Origin of the sequence: Pseudomonas paraglycinae (genome assembly GCF_021601625.1) — a bacterium.
In the GTDB taxonomy this organism is placed as follows: Bacteria; Pseudomonadota; Gammaproteobacteria; order Pseudomonadales; family Pseudomonadaceae; genus Aquipseudomonas; species Aquipseudomonas paraglycinae.
Genome location: NZ_BQHR01000001.1, coordinates 312,809 through 329,857, shown reverse-complemented (window position 1 = coordinate 329,857; position 17,049 = coordinate 312,809). Strand labels below are relative to the sequence as shown.

Genomic DNA, 17,049 nt, shown 5'->3' with positions numbered 1-17,049 from the left:
CCTGCGCTACTACACTCGCTACGCCATGCTGCGCCTTGACGCTGCATGGGCCGCGCCTTACCTTTGGCGCCCGGATTACTTCCATAATATTCATGCTAGGGATCGCCTCATGCTGCGCAAACTCTCACTGGCTGTCGCCGTGTCTTGTGCGTCCACCGCAACGGCCTGGGCAGCAGAAGCGCCTTTATCGACCAGGACCGATCTGGTCAGCGTCTATCAGGAAGCCGTCGACAACAACGCCGACCTGGCCGCTGCCCGCGCCCAGTACGGTGCGCAGAAAGAAGTGGTGCCCCAGGCCCGCGCCGGGCTACTGCCGAACCTGTCCGGCGGCGCTGAAGTCGCCAACGTGCGCACTTCGATCGACCAGCCCTCGGCCATCGCCAATCGCAGCGCGCACTCCTATCAGGCGACGCTGGCGCAACCGCTGTTCCGCGCCGACCGCTGGTTCCAGTACCAGGCCGCCAAGGACGTCAACGAGCAGGCCGCGCTGCAACTCTCGGCCACCGAGCAGAACCTGATCCTGCAAACCGCCGAAAGCTACTTCAACGTGCTGCGCAGCCAGGACAACCTGGCCTCGACCAAAGCCGAGGAAGCCGCGTTCAAGCGCCAGCTCGATCAGTCCAATGAGCGCTTCGATGTGGGCCTGTCGGACAAGACCGACGTGCTGCAATCGCAAGCCAGTTACGACACCGCGCGCGCCAACCGGATCGTCGCCCAGCGTCAGGTCGATGATGCGTTCGAAGCGCTGATCACCCTGACCAACCGCCAGTACAACTCGATCCAGGGCATCGTCCACACGTTGCCGATCCTGCCGCCGGCGCCGAACGACGCCAAGGCCTGGGTCGATACCGCCGCGAAACAGAACCTCAATCTGCTGGCCAGCAACTACGCGGTCAGCTCCGCCGAACAGACCCTGAAACAGCGCAAGGCCGGCCACCTGCCGACCCTCGACGCGGTGGCCAAATACGAGAAAGGCGACAACGACGCCCTCGGCTTCTCCAACCCGAACGCGTTCGGTACGCCGTACAGTGGCAACGTCGAGCAGAGCACCGTGGGCTTACAACTGAACATCCCGATCTACAGCGGCGGACTGACCAGCTCGCAAGTGCGCGAGTCGTACTCGCGGCTGGACCAGACCGAACAACAGCGTGAAGGCCTGCGCCGGCAAGTGGTGGAGAACACCCGCAACCTGCACCGCGCGGTGAACACCGACGTCGAGCAGGTGCAGGCGCGCCGCCAGTCGATCATCTCCAACCAGAGCGCAGTGGAAGCCACGGAAATCGGTTACCAGGTAGGTACGCGCAACATCGTCGACGTGCTCGACGCCCAGCGTCAGCTCTACACCTCGGTACGCAACTACAACAACACTCGCTACGACTACATCCTCGACAATCTGCGCCTGAAGCAGGCGGCGGGGACGTTGAACCCGGGTGATTTGCAGGATCTGACGCGTTATCTGAAAGCCGACTACAACCCGGACAAGGACTTCCTGCCGCCGGATCTGGCCAAGGCTGCGGAAGCGCAGCTCAAGGCCCGGCCTTAAACAAAAAACGCAGCCCTGAGGCTGCGTTTTTTATGGACGGTCGATCAACCTTCCCAGGCCATCGAGCAAGCGCTGCAACGCGCCCTGATTGCGGCGCATCACGCTCAGCCCGGCTTCCGCCATGCGCTGTGCGTCGCGCGGCAATTCGAACAGACGCTGCACTTCTGTCGCCAGACCTTCGGCATCATCCACTTCGGCCAAGGCTCCGGCGCTGCGCAGTTGCGCGGCGATGTCGAGGAAGTTGAACAGATGCGGGCCGCTGATCACCGGTTTCGCCAGCGCTGCCGGTTCCAGCAGGTTGTGGCCGCCGTTGGGCACCAGGCTGCCGCCGACAAACGCGCTATCGGCCAGGGCGTAGAGAAACAGCAGCTCGCCCATGGTGTCGCCGAGCAGCACCGAAGTCTGCGCATCAACGCCCGCGCCAGTGGAACGACGCACCGTGGCAAAGCCTTCACGCTGGCACAACTCGAACACCGAGTTGAAACGCTCCGGATGGCGCGGCACCAGAATCAGCAGCGCATCGGGATGGTTGGCCAGCAAACGACGGTGAGCGTTCAGCGCCACCTCGTCTTCGCTTTCGTGTGTGCTGGCGGCGATCCACACCGGGCGCTCCAGCGCCTGCCATTGGCCACGCAATTCATGGGCACGTTGCAGCAGTTGCGGGTCGATGGTCAGGTCAAACTTGATCGAGCCGGTGACTTCGACTGTCTCCGGGCGCGCACCGAGATCACGGAAACGCTGTGCTTCAGCTTCGGTCTGCACGGCGAACAGGCTCATCTCGGCCAGCATCGGTGCGGTCAGTTTGCTGAACCGGCCATAGCCCTTGGCTGAACGTTCGGACAGGCGCCCGTTGGCCAGCGCCACCGGAATCCTGCGTTTGGCGCATTGGTGAATGTGGTTGGGCCACAGTTCGGTTTCCATGATCACCGCCAGTTTCGGCTGCACGCGATCCAGAAAACGCGCCGCCGCGCAGGGCAAGTCATACGGCAAATAGCAGTGCTGGATGCGCGGCTCGTTGGCGAACAACGCGTGAATGCGCTCCGAGCCGGTCGGGGTCATACAGGTTACGGTGATCGGCAGCTGTGGATAACGTTGCAGCAGCGCGCGAATCATCGGCGCGGCGGCGATGCTTTCGCCCACCGACACGGCATGAACCCAGATGCCGCCCGGTTGCAGGGCCGGCATGCCATAGGAGAATCGTTCGCCAATCCGCTTGGCATACGCCGGCGCCTTGCGCGAGCGCAGCCACAGCCGAATCGCCACCAATGGCAGCCCCAGATAAAACAGCGCGGTGTAGAGAGTTCTATTCATGGCGGCGGAGTTTATCGGCTTTTGCCGCCGATCGCCCGCAGGTGTATGGCAAATCGCTCCGCCAGCCAACGGGCGGCTGGCCCGAGGGGTTCGTCGCGGCGCCAGACCAGCTCCACCACCAGCGCCGGCGGCGTCCATTCGCTGTCGAGTTCCACCATCAGGCCCTGATACGCCGAGTACTGCACCACGTGACGCGGCAGCCAGGCCCAACCGAGATCGCGCACCAGCCATTCGGCCATCACGTAGAAACTGTCGGCGCGCCAGACCTGCGGACTGGCCGGTTCGCTGCCGGGGTAGACGCTGGTCTGAGTCGACATCAGCAGTTGCCGATGCTGAGCAAGCTGCTGGCAGTTGACCCGTGACTGCGCCGCCAGCGGATGATTGACCCCGCAGACGGTGACCATTTCCACACTGCCCAGCACCCGGCGCTCCAGCGCTTCGGGGATTTCGTCGTGATAGAACAGCAACCCGAGATCGGCACGGCGCTCCACGAGTTTGCGCGAAACCTCGCCTTGGGCGGCGCTGGTCAGTTGCACCTCAAGACTGGGAAACTGCTCGGCCAGCGCGCCGAAGCTTTCCACCAGCGCCTGATAAGGCATCGCCTCATCCTGGGCAACCCGCAATTGCGCTTCCTGCCCGCGCATCATGGCCACGGCCCGACCGTTCAGGCGCTCGCACTGACGCAACACTTCACGCGCCTCTTCAAGCAAGGCTTCACCCGTTTCGGTGAGACTCGGCTGGCGACCGCTGCTACGCTCGAACAGACTGACGCCGAGGTCGTCCTCGAGCATGGCAATCGCGCTGCTGATAGCCGACTGCGCCTTGCGTTGCTGACGCGCCACGGCGGAAAACGAGCGTTGTTCGGCGACCGCAACAAACACCCGCAACTGCTCCAGATTCCACTGCATGCTCATCGGCCAACCCATCTTGTAAACAGATAGGTAATGACTTTACCCCATCTGGGGAGTCACTAGAATGCCGCCTCAGAAAGCAACGCTACACACGAGGATTTGAACATGAACGCTTACGTCTACCTGGCCATCGCCATCTGTGCCGAAGTGATCGCGACCGTTTCGATGAAAGCCGTCAAAGGCTTCAGCACGCCATTGCCACTGGTGCTGGTCATCGTCGGCTACGCCATCGCGTTCTGGATGCTGACCCTGGTGGTGCGCAGCGTGCCGGTGGGCGTGGCCTACGCGGTGTGGGCCGGCATGGGCATCGTGATGGTCAGCGTCGCGGCGCTGTTCATCTACGGGCAAAAGCTGGATATCCCGGCGATGCTCGGGATGGCGCTGATCGTGCTCGGCGTGGTGGTGATTCAGCTGTTCTCGAAAACGGCCGGCCATTGATCCTCACATGAGCCCTTGCAGGCACTCGCTCCTGTAAGGGCTCATGCCTTCCCTCTGTTGATCATCGACAAATCCCCTTTTCCCCGAGTCTGTATACTGCGCCCTCGTCTTGAACACTGAGGTCGTTGCATGCCATCTCCAATTTCCACCGACGTGCTGATTGTCGGCGCGGGTGTCGCCGGTCTCTGGCTGAACGCGCGCCTGCGTCGCCAGGGTTTCTCGACCGTGCTGGTGGAAAGCGCCAGCCTCGGCGGCGGGCAGAGTGTGAAGTCCCAGGGCATCATCCACGGCGGCGCCAAGTACGCGCTGCACGGTGCACTGACCGGCGCCTCGGAAGCCATCGCCGACATGCCGCGCCGCTGGCGTGAAGCCCTGGCCGGTAACGGTGAACTGGACCTGACCGGCGTGCGCCTGCTGTCCGAAGCCCATTACCTGTGGTCGCCGGGCACCCTCGCTGGCAATCTGACCAGTTTCTTCGCCAGCAAAGCGGTGCGTGGCCGGGTCGATCAGGTCAAGGGCGATCAACTGCCGGCGGCCCTGCAAGACAAGCGTTTCAAGGGCAAGGTCTACCGCCTCGCCGAACTGGTGATCGACGTGCCGAGCCTGATCCAGCGTCTGGCCGACCTGTCGGGTGACGGTCTGCTCGCCGGCCAGACCATCGAGCCGCTGCTGGAAAGCGGCGTGCTGGTTGGCCTGAAAGTCGACGGCCGTGAGATCCGTGCCCAGCGCATCGTCCTCAGCGCCGGTGCCGGTACCGCCGACCTGCTGACTGCTTTGGGCCTGACTCATCCGGCCATGCAACGCCGGCCGCTGCACATGATCATCGCGAAAGGCCCGGGCCTGAAGCCGCTGTACGCGCACTGCCTCGGTGGCGGCACCAAGCCGCGCATCACCGTGACCACCCACCCGGCCGCTGACGGCCAGTGGGTCTGGTATCTGGGCGGCGACATTGCCGAGTCCGAAGGCGTGGCCCGTGAGCCGGCCGAACAGATCGCCACCGCTAAAAAAGAACTTGGCCAGTTGTTGCCATGGATCGACCTGAGCACCGTGCAATGGGCGACCCTGCGCGTCGATCGCGCCGAACCGCTGCAAACCGGTCTTACCCGTCCAGACAACGCCTTCCTCGCTGAAGAAGGTCGCCTGCTGGTCGGCTGGCCAACCAAACTGGCCCTGGCGCCAGACTTCGCTGACCGCGTGATCGCGTCCCTCGAACGCGACGGCATCCAGCCAAGCCACCCGGCTCCGCTGCCCGAGCTGCCAAAACCACCGATGGGTGTTCCCGCCTGGGAGCAACTGCTGCCATGAGCCTGCCGACCCTGCACGATCTGCATCGCCCACTGGGCAGCACCGGCCTGCTGGTTTCGCCACTGGGCCTGGGCACCGTCAAACTCGGCCGCGACCAGGGCGTGAAATACCCCAACGGCTTCCAGATTCCCGACGACGACGCCGCGCGCATGTTGCTCAAGCAGGCGCGGGAGCTGGGCATCAACCTGATCGACACCGCACCGGCCTATGGCCGCAGCGAGGAACGTCTCGGCCCGTTGCTGCGCGGTCAGCGTCAGGACTGGGTGATCGTCAGCAAGGTCGGCGAAGAATTTGTCGACGGCCAGTCGACCCACGACTTCAGCGCCGCTCACACTCGGATGTCGGTGGAGCGCACCCTGCAACGTCTTGAAACCGATTTTATCGACCTGGTGCTGGTGCACTCCGACGGTAACGATCTGGCGATCCTCAACGACAGCGAAGTCTACGCAACCCTCGCGGCACTCAAGGCCGAGGGCAAGATTCGCGGCTTCGGCTTTTCCGGCAAAACCGTCGACGGTGGCCTCAAAGCACTGGAGCAAGGCGACTGTGCGATGGTCACCTACAATTTGAACGAACAAAACGAGAAGGCGGTCATTGACTATGCTGCTGCCCACGGCAAAGCCATTCTGGTGAAAAAGGCACTGGCCAGCGGTCATGTGTGCCTGAGTCCCGGCGTGGATCCGGTGCGCGCCAGCTTCGAGTTGCTGTTCGCCCAGCCCGGCGTGGCCAGTGCCATTGTCGGGACAATCAATCCGCTGCACCTCGCCCATAACGTTGCGACCGTTGCCCAGGTCCTTCGTGGTCACTGACGCCGCCTCGCGGCCTTAAGCAGGAGCCGACATGCCGCGTACGCTCATCAGAAAGAACCCGAGCAACTTCAAGACGCTGCCGCTGTTCGTCGAAGCCACGTCGGAAGGCCTGACCTACCAGAGCGTCGGCATGCCGCTGAATTTCGCCCAGACCCTGCAGCGACGCAAACCGGTCAACGTGGCTGACGCCGAGCGGTTTGCGCTGGAGCTGGCCAACCTCGGCGTCTCGGTGCGCCTGACGCTGCACTGGCAGAATCGCGATTACTGGGTGCTGGTGCGCCAGCGTCGGCAGGATCGCGGCGATGTGGTGCTCAAGCTGATTTCCGGTTACGTGCCGGCCCATGAGCTGAACATTCCGCTGCACACAGCGATCCAGGAGATCGCCGAAGAATGCCTGCTGGAAACCCCGGAAGGCTGGCTCGGCGGGCGCTTCAATGACACCTGGCTGCCGGCGCCGTATGCCTCGGCGCTGCATTATCGCGAGGCTCTGCCCTTTCGCCTGACGCCGCTGTCCGGTTCGGCACGGCCGGTGCGCTGCGCCAATCTGCAATTGCTTGAACGGCCGCGGGCCTACGTGCATTTGCCGACCGCGTCCCTGCAATTGATCTACGACCTGCGGCTGGACGTGCCCAAGGAAGCCAAGAACCTCAGCCTGTTCCATGTCGATGAACGGCTGGAAGGCGATCAACTGGTCGCCCGACTCGACCGCAAGCGCCCCGATCTGTACTTGATGCCGTTGCAGGACGGCGAACCGCTGCCCGAGCTGTACACGCTGAAGAAAGGTCAGTTGTACCCGGCGGGCACTCGCGGTCTGTACCTGGCGGAAAGTTTCGCCCGGCAGGACGGCTGGCTGGTGCGCGACGAGCGTATTCGCTGGAAGGACTGGCTGCGCCAGCAGGGTCTGACCCCACCGCCCAAGGACACCGGGCTGGCGCGCTTGCGCGGCAAGGCCAAGCAACTGCTGAAGAAGATCGTGCCACGCAAGAAAGTGAACTCCTGAACGGCAAAAGACCGCGCCTGCGAGTGACTCCGGAGAGTCATCGCAGGCGCGGTCTTTATGTTTGCATCACTCGGATTTGCGGATTTTTTCCACAATCGCCGTGGTCGAGCTGTTTTCCACCAGCCCCAGAACCTTAACGGTGCCGCCGTAGGCTTTGACGATATCCGCGCCGACAACCTGGTCGATGCCGTAATCGCCGCCCTTCACCAGCACGTCCGGCTTGACCTCGCGCAGCAGGTTTTCCGGGGTGCCCTCAGCGAAGCTGATCACCCAGTCCACCGCGCCGAGACCGGCGAGAACCGCCATGCGCCGGTCAACGCTGTTGATCGGACGGCCCGGCCCTTTCAGGCGGCTGACCGAAGCATCGTCGTTGATCGCGACGATCAGGCGATCGCCCTGGGCCCGCGCCTGCTCGAGGTAGGTCACGTGGCCGGCGTGCAGGATGTCGAAGCAGCCGTTGGTGAACACGATTTTCTCGTTGTGCGCACGGGCATCGGCGACTGCCAGCAGCAGTTGCTCCAGACCCAGCACACCACGTTCGGAACCTTCTTCACGCTGGATGGCGCGACGCAGCTCAGGGGCGCTGATCGCCGCGGTACCCAGCTTGCCGACGACGATGCCCGCCGCCAGATTGGCCAGCGCCACCGCGTGCGGCAGTTCTTCGCCAGCGGCAATTGCGGCTGCCAGGGTTGAAATCACCGTGTCGCCGGCGCCGGTCACGTCGAACACTTCACGGGCCCGTGCAGGCAAATGCAGCGCCGGATGATCCGGACGCAACAGGGTCATGCCGTGTTCGCCACGGGTCACCAGCAGTGCGCCGAGATCCAGGTCGTGCATCAGCGTCGCGCCCTTGGTCACCAGCTCGTGCTCATCGGCGCAACCGCCGACGATGGCTTCGAACTCGCTGAGGTTCGGGGTGATCAGGCTCGCGCCACGGTAGATCGAGAAATCTTTGCCCTTCGGGTCGGCCAGCACCGGAATGCCTTTGGCACGGGCGGCCTGGATCAGCGCCTGATGGTTTTTCAGGGCGCCCTTGCCGTAGTCGGACAGCACCAGCACCTTGATGCCTTCGAGCAGATCGTCGACCTGCGCGCCGAGGGCCAGTGCGTCGGTGGCGAACGGTTCTTCGAAGTCGATACGCAGCAATTGCTGGTGCCGGCTCATGACCCGTAGCTTGACGATGGTCGGCTGATGCGCGATGCGCTGGAACAAGGCTCGCACGCCCGCACCCTTGAGGCTGTTGCTCAGGCTGTCGGCGGCTTCGTCGTCACCGGTCACACCGACCAGCGACGCCGGCGCACCCAGCGCGGCAATGTTCAAGGCAACGTTAGCGGCACCGCCCGGGCGGTCTTCGATTTGCTCGACTTTAACGACAGGAACCGGCGCCTCAGGGGAAATCCGTGAGGTACCACCATGCCAGTAACGGTCGAGCATGACATCGCCGACCACCAAGACAGGGGCTTGATCGAATCGCGGCATGGACAACTTCATGGAGCAACCCACATACAAAATGAACAGGGGCGCGATATTAACACAGGGTTGGCGAAGGCTTGTGCGGCGGCTGCAACAGGATGAAACAGCTGGCTTTTTTGCTCATTTTTTAAGCAGAAAAGCCGCCAGCAGCTCGCAGGCTTCTCTCGGCTCGACCGTTTCCGTATCGATCCGGCATTCCGCCGCCGAGGGTTCTTCGTAAGGGCTGTCGATACCCGTGAACTGCTTGATCCGGCCCTCTCGCACGGCCTGGTACAGACCTTTCGGGTCCCGGCGCTCACACACCTTCAGCGACGTGCTCACATGCACCTCGACAAAGTCGCCCTCGGCAAAAAGATCTCGCGCTGCCTCCCGTTCCGCCCGGAACGGCGAGATGGCTGCCACAATGACGATCAGGCCGGCGTCGACCATCAACCGGGCCACTTCAGCCATGCGCCGGATATTTTCCCGACGACTCGCATCGTCCATTCCCAAGTCCCGGCACAAACCGTTGCGCACGTTATCGCCGTCGAGCAAAAACGTGTGCAGGCCGAATTCATGCAAATGCACTTCCAGGGTGTTGGCCAGGGTCGACTTGCCGGCACCGGACAATCCGGTCAGCCACAGGCAACGTGGACGCTGGGCCTTGAGCGCGGCTCTGTCCCGAGCAGACAGCGTGAAGCTGTATGGGCGAATGGCCGATGCGGTCGCCAGACCGGGCAACACTTCATTCATAACCGAGCAACTCATAGTCGCGTTGATAAACCCGACGTACCAAACGCCGTGTACGCAAGGAGCAGAACTCTCGCGCCTTGGTCGGCTGGCGCAGCACGGAAACGTTGACGTGTGGCAGCTGACACACCATCCCCAACTGCTCGCAGACAATCTGAAAATCCCGCTCCAGGTGCTCCTGATAGCCGATGAAATCCATGGCCAGATGGCCCAGCGAGTCGGTCAAAAAATCGCTCTGTGCGGCAAAATGCAGTTGTCGCGAGATCGTCTCCGTATGCAGCCAGCGGGCAATGAAATCGTCGAAGTCCCGGTACTGCCGAACCAGTTGCTGCGCGGCATGATCACGCCCGCTCAACGTATTGCCGTGGAGAAACGCATAAGCCGAATACGCCCGCTCCAGAGGATCTCGTACGAAAGCAAACTTGTACGCAGCGGCATACTGCTCGGGAAACTGCTGCTCGTACCAGTACAGCGGCAGGTGACCCGGAGTCCTGCCGTTGAACATCGCCGTACAGATACTGCTGCCGGCGCATTTGGGCACGTGGATAAACAGACAGGAACGCTGCGCGAACGATGGGGGGTAGTGCCGATTCGCAGACATCGACTTGTTCACGACCTGACGGTCCACGACTGACAGTCGATCCAGCAGAAATTGCCGCTGTGCCTTGGGCAACAGCTTCCAGAGATAACGTTGCAGCATCGCAGTACCCACGCGAAAGGGATGGCCCTCTCGATTGAAGTCAAAGTTCGTTCGAGAACCTTAACAAGCGTGTTACCGGGATTTATTCAAGTTTGGTCAAGAAGCGTAAAGAAACGGATACATATCTCGGAAGCGCATTGCACGCCCCGAAGGGCGACAGGATGGGGCAGTCCCATCCTGTCGTCGGGATCAGGCGATGTCTTCAGCCGGAGCATCCAGGCCCATCGCATGCAGACGCGAGTAGTAGCCGTTCTGCGCCAGCAACTGTGCGTGGGTGCCACGTTCGACAATCTGGCCCTGATCCATCACCAGAATCAGATCGGCCTTCTCGATCGTCGAGAGGCGATGAGCGATGACCAGCGTGGTGCGGCCCTTCATGACGTGATCCAGCGCTGCCTGAATGTGCCGCTCGGATTCGGTATCCAGTGCCGATGTCGCCTCATCGAGAATCAGCAGCGGTGCATTCTTCAACAACGCCCGTGCTATCGCCAGGCGCTGACGCTGACCGCCGGACAGCAACACGCCATTTTCCCCGACCTGGGTGTCCAGGCCTTCGGGCATTTGCGAGATGAAGTCCATTGCGTAGGCGTCGGTAGCGGCCTTTTCGATATCGGCCCGGGGAGCACCGGCCAAGTCGCCGTAGGCGATGTTGTTGGCAATCGTGTCGTTGAACAGGGTCACATGCTGGGTGACCTGTGCAACGTGGCGACGCAGGTTGCGCAATCGGTAATCTTCGATCTCGACGTCATCGAGCAGAATCTCCCCGATATCGTGATGATAGAAACGCGGAATCAGGCTGGCGAGAGTCGACTTGCCGCTACCGGAGCGACCCACCAGTGCGATCATCTGGCCTGGCGCCGCACTGAAGTTGATGTTCTTCAGCACTTCGCGCTCGGTGCCCGGGTAAGTGAAACTGAGGTTGCGTACCTGCAGATGGCCGCTGACCCGGTCACGCTCCACCGTACCGTTATCCACTTCAGGTTCTACGTCCAGTTGCTCGAAAATGCTTTCGGCACCGGCAACCCCTTTCTGGATGGTCGAACTGACCTCCGACAACTGCCGGATCGGCTTGGGCAGCAGACCCGCGGCCGTGATGTACGCCACCAGATCACCGGCCGTGGCATCGCCACGCAGGAACAGCACCAGGAACATCAGCACGGCCATGGCGCTGTAGATCACCAGCTGCAGCATGGGCGTATAGACCGCTCCGGTCTTGGTCATGCGCAATTGCTTGTCGGTGTTGCTCTGGCTGGCGGCGGCAAAGCGGCGCTCTTCATAGCTCTCGCCACCAAAACTGCGCACCACGCGATAGCCCTGGATGGTTTCGGAAGCCACGTGAGTCACGTCGCCCATGGCCACCTGGATCTTCTTGCTCTGCTTGCGGAATTTCTTGCTGGTACTCCCCACCATTAAGGCAATCAACGGAAGGATCGCCAGCATGACGAGGGTCAGCTTCCAGTTCATCCAGAGCAGATAGGCGAACAGAAACACCACCGTCAGGCCTTCACGGATAACCACCTTGATGGCATCGGTGGCGGCACCGGTCACCATGGTCACGTTGAACGTGATGCGCGAAATCAGATGCCCTGAATTATGGGTGTCGAAATAACGATTGGGCAGCACCAGCAGTTTGTTGAACAACTCGATGCGCAGGTCATGCACCAGTCCCAGCGATACTTTCGCCAGATAAAAGTTGCCGAGAAACGACCCCAGCCCCTGCCAGGCAGCGATCAGAATGATCAGCAGCGGCACGGCCATCAACAACTGCAGGTCCTTGAGATAAGGAACATTGGGAAAGAGCACCGCTTCGGGATTGCTCAGGCCATCGACAAAATATTTGAGTATTCCCGCCAGCATTGGCTGGGTGGAGGCAAAAATCACGAAGCCAACGATACTCAGAAGGAAAAGGCCGATATAGGGCTTTACGTACCCCAACAGCCGAAAGTAGATCTTCAGGCTGGAATCCTGTTCCGCTTTGGGCGGTACGTCACTCATCGTAGGGCTCACTGATTAGGAAGAACGCGAAATTTTATCACAGGCACCGGGATTGGCCCGAGCCCATACCAAAACACTGGCCAGACCAATAGGCAACCAGCTTACAAACCACTCGGCCCTTGGGGTTCCGGTCAGGCTGGCGGCGTCGAATTGCATGGCCAGGCTCGAGAACAGCCAAATGCCAATGATGCCCCGCCCGTAGAGGGTTTCCCGGGCTTTCCATGCCTGGCACAAGACGGCAATCCAGATTGCACACCACAACAGCAAGCCTGGCAGGCCCAGCTCGATAGCGACATGGGTGAACAGATTATGGGCATGGTCAAAATACATGCCCGAAGCAAACACTTTGTAGTCGCCACCAAGACCCAGCCCACGCAGGGGGTGCTCGGCGATCATTTGCAGGCAGGCCATCAGAATCTGCGGCCGGTAGGAAACGCCGCGCGCCATGACCAACGGCTCGAACAACACGAAAGCCAGCATGGCGACAACCAACGCGCACGCCGCAATTGCACGGCTGCGGCGGTCACCGCACCAGATCGGCATGGCAAGCAGCGTGAGAAACAATGCCAATGCGGCGCCGCGACTCTGGCTGAGCAGTACGAACATGCCCAGAAACGTCATCGCGATGACCCAGACAATCTGCATCCGCCCGGTTTGTGGTGGCCACAGAACAAGCCATACCGCCGCCAGGCCGATGACATAGCCCCCGAGGATCGGGTGGGCCAGCTCGCCCAGGCCTTCCACGCGCGCCATCAGGACATTGCCATCGAGAAGGTAGAATTTGACGATAGCCGCGATTGCCGTGGCCGCCAGCCCGATGCCACCCCATTGCATGATGCGAATCACACGGTCGGGTCTGCCATTGGCGAAAACCGGAAAGAACAGAAGAAAAACCACGATATACAGCAACCGCTTGGCCTCGCGCCCGCTGTCCGCGGCGTTCGTCCATGAAAGACTGATCAAAGACCAGGCCAGAAGCCCGAGCATCGGCAGCCAGATCCAGCGCTGTTCATGAAACATCTCCCTGAGCCGGGCCCGTGCAGACCAGGAAAAGACCAGCGCAGGTATCCAGAGCAATACGACCAGGCCTTGCTGATAGGCTTTGTTGGTAGGCGCAATGGCAATGGCTAACAGAAACCACAACAGACCTGTCGACATCCATGCTTTCGCCCAACGTGTTTCTTGCATCAAACTGCTCCTGATAGAGTTCACCCACCCAGCCCGGCATGGTTAAAGCTGAAACTTTTCGGCATCATTGCCCGCCACAGCGCCCCGTTCTTCCCACAAGGCTTTTCACGATGCAATTTTCCCGGCTGCCAGAGGCCACTTTGAATCAAATGATTGACGGTGCCAGAATCCTGGAGGCCGATAGCTACGGGCCGAAAGTCTACCTGTTGCAGGATGGGAATATTCTGAAACTGTTCCGCCGCAAACGGTTTTTTTCATCCGCACTGTGGCGCCCCTACTCGAAACGCTTCATCGATAACGCCGTCGGACTGCAAAAACTGGGCGTTCCAACCCTTCAGGTCCTGCAGCTTTATAAACTGCAAGCTCCTGGCATGACAGCTGTGCTCTACCAGCCATTGCCGGGAGAGACCTTGCGCCAGATTGCCAGCAAGGATGGTTTTTCGTGGCAGCAGGCATTGCCAGACCTGGCCGGTCTGATCCGCAATCTTCATGAATCGGGAATCTATTTTCGTTCGCTGCACCTGGGCAACATTGTGGTGACGCCCGACAACTGCATGGGCCTGATCGATGTAGCAGACTTGCGTTTTTTGCGGGCGCCGTTGCCCCGGTATCTGGTCAAGCGCAACCTGCAGCATTTCGCTCGCTATATTGAACGCGAGAAGCTGAACGAAACCTTTCCGATGCACGCACTGGAAAAGGCCGTAATGCCTTCATGAAAGCAGGTCGTGGGCAGCCTGGCTGAAATCGAGCCAGGCCTGGTCAGGCGCCAGCGCCTGATATTGCTCGGCGGCGACTGTTTCGGCCGATGCGCTGAACGCCCTCAGGATCGCGTCACGCCAGGCGGCCACATCCTGAACGGGGGCATACCAGCCGGTATCGGCCAACTGTTCGCGAAACACCTCCAGCTCACTGGATAAAACCGGAACACCCGCCATGACGGCTTCCTGCATGATCAGCCCCAGGCCTTCATTCAGCGACGGCATGGCAACCCAATCGAATGCCCGGTAAAGCTGAGCCGCATCATCCAGATGCCCCGGCAGCAAGACCTTGCCACGCAATTGCAACTCATCGATCCGCGCCTCCAGCACAGCGCGCCCCGTGCCTTCACCGAGAATCACCAACTGCAGATCAGGTCGCTGAAGCAAGGCTTCGGCGAAAGCGTCGAGCAGGCAACCAAACCCCTTGCCCGCGACCAGTCGCCCAACAGCTCCCAATACCGGTTTGTCCAGCGCAAGACCCAATCGCGCTCGCGCCTGCTCCCGAGGGAGAAGGTCGGCACGAAACGCCAGAGGATCGAAAGCGCTGCGCAACGTCATGACCTGAATCTGCAAGTCCTGACACAACGACGCCGCGAGGGTGTTCGAGACTGCAACCAGCGTCAGTTGCGAGGAGGGAATTCGTTTGAAGAGCGCGCGATCCGCAGGATGAAGCCGCGTCGAACCATGAAAGACCACCACCGCACGAACGTCGGGCATGGCTTCGATGACAGGCAGCAATGTACGTGCTACGCCAAGGCCATCGAGGAGCACCACGCGTGCACGGCTGTTTTTGAGGGCTTTGTGAAATCTGGAACGCATCCAGGGCCTCGTCAGCCGCCAGAAATGCCGCCCTTTCAACCGGGCGGAGGACAGCCCCCACTCCGTCACTTCGCCAACGCTCAGCCCACCTTCGCAGGCGCGGCCTTGAAGCAACCAGGTTTGAACCGGCTCCGACGAAGCGGCCTGAGACAGGATCTGTTGATGCACCTTATGAGTTGAGGCAAACGGAGCACCCCCGGCCCACATGACGTTGAGAATACTCATAGGGAACGAAGCCAATACCTGGGTTTCTGGAAAAAAGCTGCGGTGCATTTAATTGATGAACCAGCCAATACAGACTCCCAACAGCAAAGACAATACGAACTTTATCTGTTCGCGACGACTGCGGCGCGCCTTGCGCTGACGCTCGACAGCCGTTTGCACATGCAGACCGAAACCCGTGTGCATGACGGCGTCCGCTTCCAGCGTCATGGCCGTCAGATTCAAGTCTGCGTAGCGAATGGACAGCGCCTTCTCCCCACTGAATCCGGCAAAAGGTGCGCACAAGCGGTATTCCTTCATCCGGCGCAAGCCAGGATTCAGCGAAAAGCCCTGCCACTCAGGCTTGTCGGACACCAACGGGTAACAAGCTACCCCGCCGACGATCTCCCGCGTCTCCAGCCGAATGTAAGGACTATGCACCCGCAAGTCATGATTATAGCTACGCAGCCAGACCTGCAGAATTTCCGGGCGCAGGTCGAGAATGGTCCTGGAGTCTTCCACAAATCCCGGGCGATAGAATTCCCAGTCGTCTTCGCAATGGAAGACATAGGGTGTGGTGACATGTGCGTAAGCCAAGTCGATTGATGCCAGCTGCCCCAGCTTCGGGCGATTGATGAATACGGTGCAATGCTCCTTCCAATGAGCAGGAATCACAGCGTGCACACCTTCATCCCCCGCATCCTCCGTGATGAACACTTCACGGATGGGAGCGGTATTGAACCGGTCGAAGCTCTCAAGCGTTATCTTGAGCAGATCCATTCGACCACAGCTGGTGACCACCAGGGTGATGTCACTTTCTTGAGTAAATTGCACCGGAATCTCAATTAGGTAAAAGTCGCCAGCAATATCGATTGCCGGGTAGTGCTTGTCAAATGCCCAGCTTCAGACGCACCTTTTCCAGAAGGCTCAGCGGCGCACGAGCCCGCAGTTCTGGCTTAAGTTCCTCGACGATACGTTGGCCGATTCGTGCAAAGCTGAACTGACTGACCGCGAGCTCGCGACCGTTGCGCGCAATTCGCGGCGCCAGTTCCGGATCGCTGCGCAATACGGCCAGCTTCTCCTGAAGCTGTGCGATGTCCTTGTAGAACACCACGTTGTGCATGTCCTTCAACCCCAGGGCCTGACTTTCCTCTGCCCCCTGATCAAACGCCAGCAATACACAACCGCAGGCCATCGCTTCGAAATTCTTGATCATGAATTCGCCCATGCCAACGTCGGCGCTGACAAAAAAGCGGATTCGGTTGAGCGTGTCGCGGTATTCCTCTCCGGACTTCGTGCGGGTAACCACCAGAGGCTCGACGCGCCCCAACTCGTCGAGCAAGGCTTTGCGACCGCTGTAGGCAACACTGTTGGTGCTACCCACGAAAGCCAGCTCGATATCCCGCTCGCGCCCCTGATCTTCAAGTTGTGACTGGTCGTAGCCCTTGGGCACGAAGACGGCGTCGAAGCCCTCCTGACGAAGGCGCTCGGTGACCACGAAGCCGGAGCTGATCACTCGTGCCCACGGCAAGCGGCGGTAATGCGCGCTGAACTTACCGGTGTATTTGCACGGAATGTAATTCTGGTAGGCATCGTGTTCCAGAATCACGAGATTGGGGATCGTGCGGATAAATCCGACCTGACGGATTTCCTGCTTGAAACGAAGGAAAAACACGATGCGGTCATATTGCGTAACGTCGACTTCGCGCCGGAAATAGCGACGCAGATTGCGCTGTTCATCGCTGCTCAGCCACCGCAGATCGCACTCGCAATGTGCCGCAACACCTTCGTACAAGCGATCCAGAATCGCCCGCTGATCTTTCTGCACCAGAAATAAAACTTTCATCGTCTTCCTTGCCGCGACAGGCA

General features: G+C 60.6%; 16 protein-coding genes. 6 read left to right on the top strand and 10 right to left on the bottom strand.

What is annotated here, in order from left to right; all coding sequences use genetic code 11:
* The first annotated feature begins 109 nt into the window (after nt 1-109).
* Nucleotides 110-1,543: a TolC family outer membrane protein gene (locus L6D82_RS01455; protein ID WP_085746481.1), complete on the top strand. Its 1,434-nt coding sequence runs from the start codon at nt 110-112 to the stop codon at nt 1,541-1,543.
* Nucleotides 1,544-1,573: 30 nt separating this feature from the next.
* Here the strand turns inward: L6D82_RS01455 and waaA are convergent, their stop codons facing one another.
* A complete protein-coding gene (gene waaA / locus L6D82_RS01450; protein WP_236187908.1) occupies nt 1,574-2,854 on the bottom strand; it encodes a lipid IV(A) 3-deoxy-D-manno-octulosonic acid transferase in 1,281 nt (426 codons plus the stop codon).
* Nucleotides 2,855-2,865: 11 nt separating this feature from the next.
* Nucleotides 2,866-3,768, bottom strand: a complete 903-nt coding sequence (locus L6D82_RS01445; protein WP_007952236.1) for a LysR family transcriptional regulator — start codon at nt 3,766-3,768, stop codon at nt 2,866-2,868.
* Nucleotides 3,769-3,870: 102 nt separating this feature from the next.
* Here L6D82_RS01445 and L6D82_RS01440 point away from each other — a divergent pair, with 102 nt between their 5' ends.
* From L6D82_RS01440 to L6D82_RS01425, 4 genes are all read left to right on the top strand, one after another.
* A complete protein-coding gene (locus tag L6D82_RS01440) occupies nt 3,871-4,203 on the top strand; it encodes a DMT family transporter (RefSeq protein ID WP_007952237.1) in 333 nt (110 codons plus the stop codon).
* Between the two features lie 129 nt (nt 4,204-4,332).
* Nucleotides 4,333-5,508, top strand: coding sequence for an NAD(P)/FAD-dependent oxidoreductase (locus tag L6D82_RS01435; protein ID WP_102686804.1), 1,176 nt, complete (start codon nt 4,333-4,335; stop codon nt 5,506-5,508).
* Nucleotides 5,505-6,317, top strand: coding sequence for an aldo/keto reductase (locus tag L6D82_RS01430; protein ID WP_102686805.1), 813 nt, complete (start codon nt 5,505-5,507; stop codon nt 6,315-6,317). Before L6D82_RS01435 ends, L6D82_RS01430 begins: the two co-directional genes overlap by 4 nt.
* Nucleotides 6,318-6,348: 31 nt before the next feature.
* Complete coding sequence (locus tag L6D82_RS01425) at nt 6,349-7,317, top strand: metal ABC transporter ATPase (RefSeq protein ID WP_102686806.1); 969 nt, start codon at nt 6,349-6,351, stop codon at nt 7,315-7,317.
* Between the two features lie 66 nt (nt 7,318-7,383).
* On the opposite strand, the gene hldE is transcribed toward L6D82_RS01425, so the two are convergent.
* The 5 genes from hldE to L6D82_RS01400 all read right to left on the bottom strand — a co-directional run bounded on the left by hldE (nt 7,384) and on the right by L6D82_RS01400 (nt 13,402).
* Nucleotides 7,384-8,808, bottom strand: a complete 1,425-nt coding sequence (gene hldE, locus L6D82_RS01420) for a bifunctional D-glycero-beta-D-manno-heptose-7-phosphate kinase/D-glycero-beta-D-manno-heptose 1-phosphate adenylyltransferase HldE (protein ID WP_007952241.1) — start codon at nt 8,806-8,808, stop codon at nt 7,384-7,386.
* Nucleotides 8,809-8,910: 102 nt separating this feature from the next.
* Entirely contained in the window at nt 8,911-9,522 is a 612-nt protein-coding gene (cysC, locus tag L6D82_RS01415; protein ID WP_102716950.1) for an adenylyl-sulfate kinase, read from the bottom strand.
* A complete protein-coding gene (locus L6D82_RS01410) occupies nt 9,515-10,219 on the bottom strand; it encodes a sulfotransferase family 2 domain-containing protein (RefSeq protein ID WP_102716949.1) in 705 nt (234 codons plus the stop codon). The genes cysC and L6D82_RS01410 overlap by 8 nt, the downstream gene beginning before the upstream one ends.
* A 189-nt stretch (nt 10,220-10,408) precedes the next feature.
* Nucleotides 10,409-12,214 (bottom strand): lipid A export permease/ATP-binding protein MsbA, encoded by a 1,806-nt coding sequence (gene msbA / locus L6D82_RS01405; protein ID WP_085746475.1) that lies wholly within the window; start codon nt 12,212-12,214, stop codon nt 10,409-10,411.
* Nucleotides 12,215-12,229: 15 nt separating this feature from the next.
* A complete protein-coding gene (locus L6D82_RS01400) occupies nt 12,230-13,402 on the bottom strand; it encodes an O-antigen ligase family protein (protein WP_085746474.1) in 1,173 nt (390 codons plus the stop codon).
* A gap of 110 nt (nt 13,403-13,512) precedes the next feature.
* On the opposite strand from L6D82_RS01400, the gene L6D82_RS01395 reads away from it, so the two are divergent.
* Nucleotides 13,513-14,118 (top strand): BUD32 family EKC/KEOPS complex subunit, encoded by a 606-nt coding sequence (locus tag L6D82_RS01395; protein ID WP_102686808.1) that lies wholly within the window; start codon nt 13,513-13,515, stop codon nt 14,116-14,118.
* Here the strand turns inward: L6D82_RS01395 and L6D82_RS01390 are convergent.
* From L6D82_RS01390 to L6D82_RS01380, 3 genes are read right to left on the bottom strand one after another with little or no spacing between them, the layout of a single operon-like run.
* Nucleotides 14,113-15,204, bottom strand: a complete 1,092-nt coding sequence (locus L6D82_RS01390; protein ID WP_129972336.1) for a glycosyltransferase — start codon at nt 15,202-15,204, stop codon at nt 14,113-14,115. The genes L6D82_RS01395 and L6D82_RS01390 overlap by 6 nt on opposite strands.
* Before the next feature lie 48 nt (nt 15,205-15,252).
* Entirely contained in the window at nt 15,253-16,014 is a 762-nt protein-coding gene (locus L6D82_RS01385; RefSeq protein WP_085746471.1) for a hypothetical protein, read from the bottom strand.
* A 55-nt stretch (nt 16,015-16,069) separates the two neighbouring features.
* Nucleotides 16,070-17,026 carry a glycosyltransferase family protein gene (locus tag L6D82_RS01380; RefSeq protein WP_102686810.1) on the bottom strand — a complete coding sequence of 319 codons (957 nt, stop codon included), beginning with the start codon at nt 17,024-17,026 and terminating at the stop codon, nt 16,070-16,072.
* Nucleotides 17,027-17,049: the final 23 nt, after the last annotated feature.

Excerpts from the sequence above, each read along its gene's own strand:
- L6D82_RS01455 (WP_085746481.1), top strand. The coding sequence starts at position 110 with ATGCTGCGCAAACTCTCACTGGCTGTCGCCGTGTCTTGTGCGTCCACC.
- waaA (WP_236187908.1), bottom strand. The coding sequence starts at position 2,854 with ATGAATAGAACTCTCTACACCGCGCTGTTTTATCTGGGGCTGCCATTG.
- L6D82_RS01445 (WP_007952236.1), bottom strand. The coding sequence starts at position 3,768 with ATGAGCATGCAGTGGAATCTGGAGCAGTTGCGGGTGTTTGTTGCGGTC.
- L6D82_RS01440 (WP_007952237.1), top strand. The coding sequence starts at position 3,871 with ATGAACGCTTACGTCTACCTGGCCATCGCCATCTGTGCCGAAGTGATC.
- L6D82_RS01435 (WP_102686804.1), top strand. The coding sequence starts at position 4,333 with ATGCCATCTCCAATTTCCACCGACGTGCTGATTGTCGGCGCGGGTGTC.
- L6D82_RS01430 (WP_102686805.1), top strand. The coding sequence starts at position 5,505 with ATGAGCCTGCCGACCCTGCACGATCTGCATCGCCCACTGGGCAGCACC.
- L6D82_RS01425 (WP_102686806.1), top strand. The coding sequence starts at position 6,349 with ATGCCGCGTACGCTCATCAGAAAGAACCCGAGCAACTTCAAGACGCTG.
- hldE (WP_007952241.1), bottom strand. The coding sequence starts at position 8,808 with ATGAAGTTGTCCATGCCGCGATTCGATCAAGCCCCTGTCTTGGTGGTC.
- cysC (WP_102716950.1), bottom strand. The coding sequence starts at position 9,522 with ATGAATGAAGTGTTGCCCGGTCTGGCGACCGCATCGGCCATTCGCCCA.
- L6D82_RS01410 (WP_102716949.1), bottom strand. The coding sequence starts at position 10,219 with ATGCTGCAACGTTATCTCTGGAAGCTGTTGCCCAAGGCACAGCGGCAA.
- msbA (WP_085746475.1), bottom strand. The coding sequence starts at position 12,214 with ATGAGTGACGTACCGCCCAAAGCGGAACAGGATTCCAGCCTGAAGATC.
- L6D82_RS01400 (WP_085746474.1), bottom strand. The coding sequence starts at position 13,402 with ATGCAAGAAACACGTTGGGCGAAAGCATGGATGTCGACAGGTCTGTTG.
- L6D82_RS01395 (WP_102686808.1), top strand. The coding sequence starts at position 13,513 with ATGCAATTTTCCCGGCTGCCAGAGGCCACTTTGAATCAAATGATTGAC.
- L6D82_RS01390 (WP_129972336.1), bottom strand. The coding sequence starts at position 15,204 with ATGAGTATTCTCAACGTCATGTGGGCCGGGGGTGCTCCGTTTGCCTCA.
- L6D82_RS01380 (WP_102686810.1), bottom strand. The coding sequence starts at position 17,026 with ATGAAAGTTTTATTTCTGGTGCAGAAAGATCAGCGGGCGATTCTGGAT.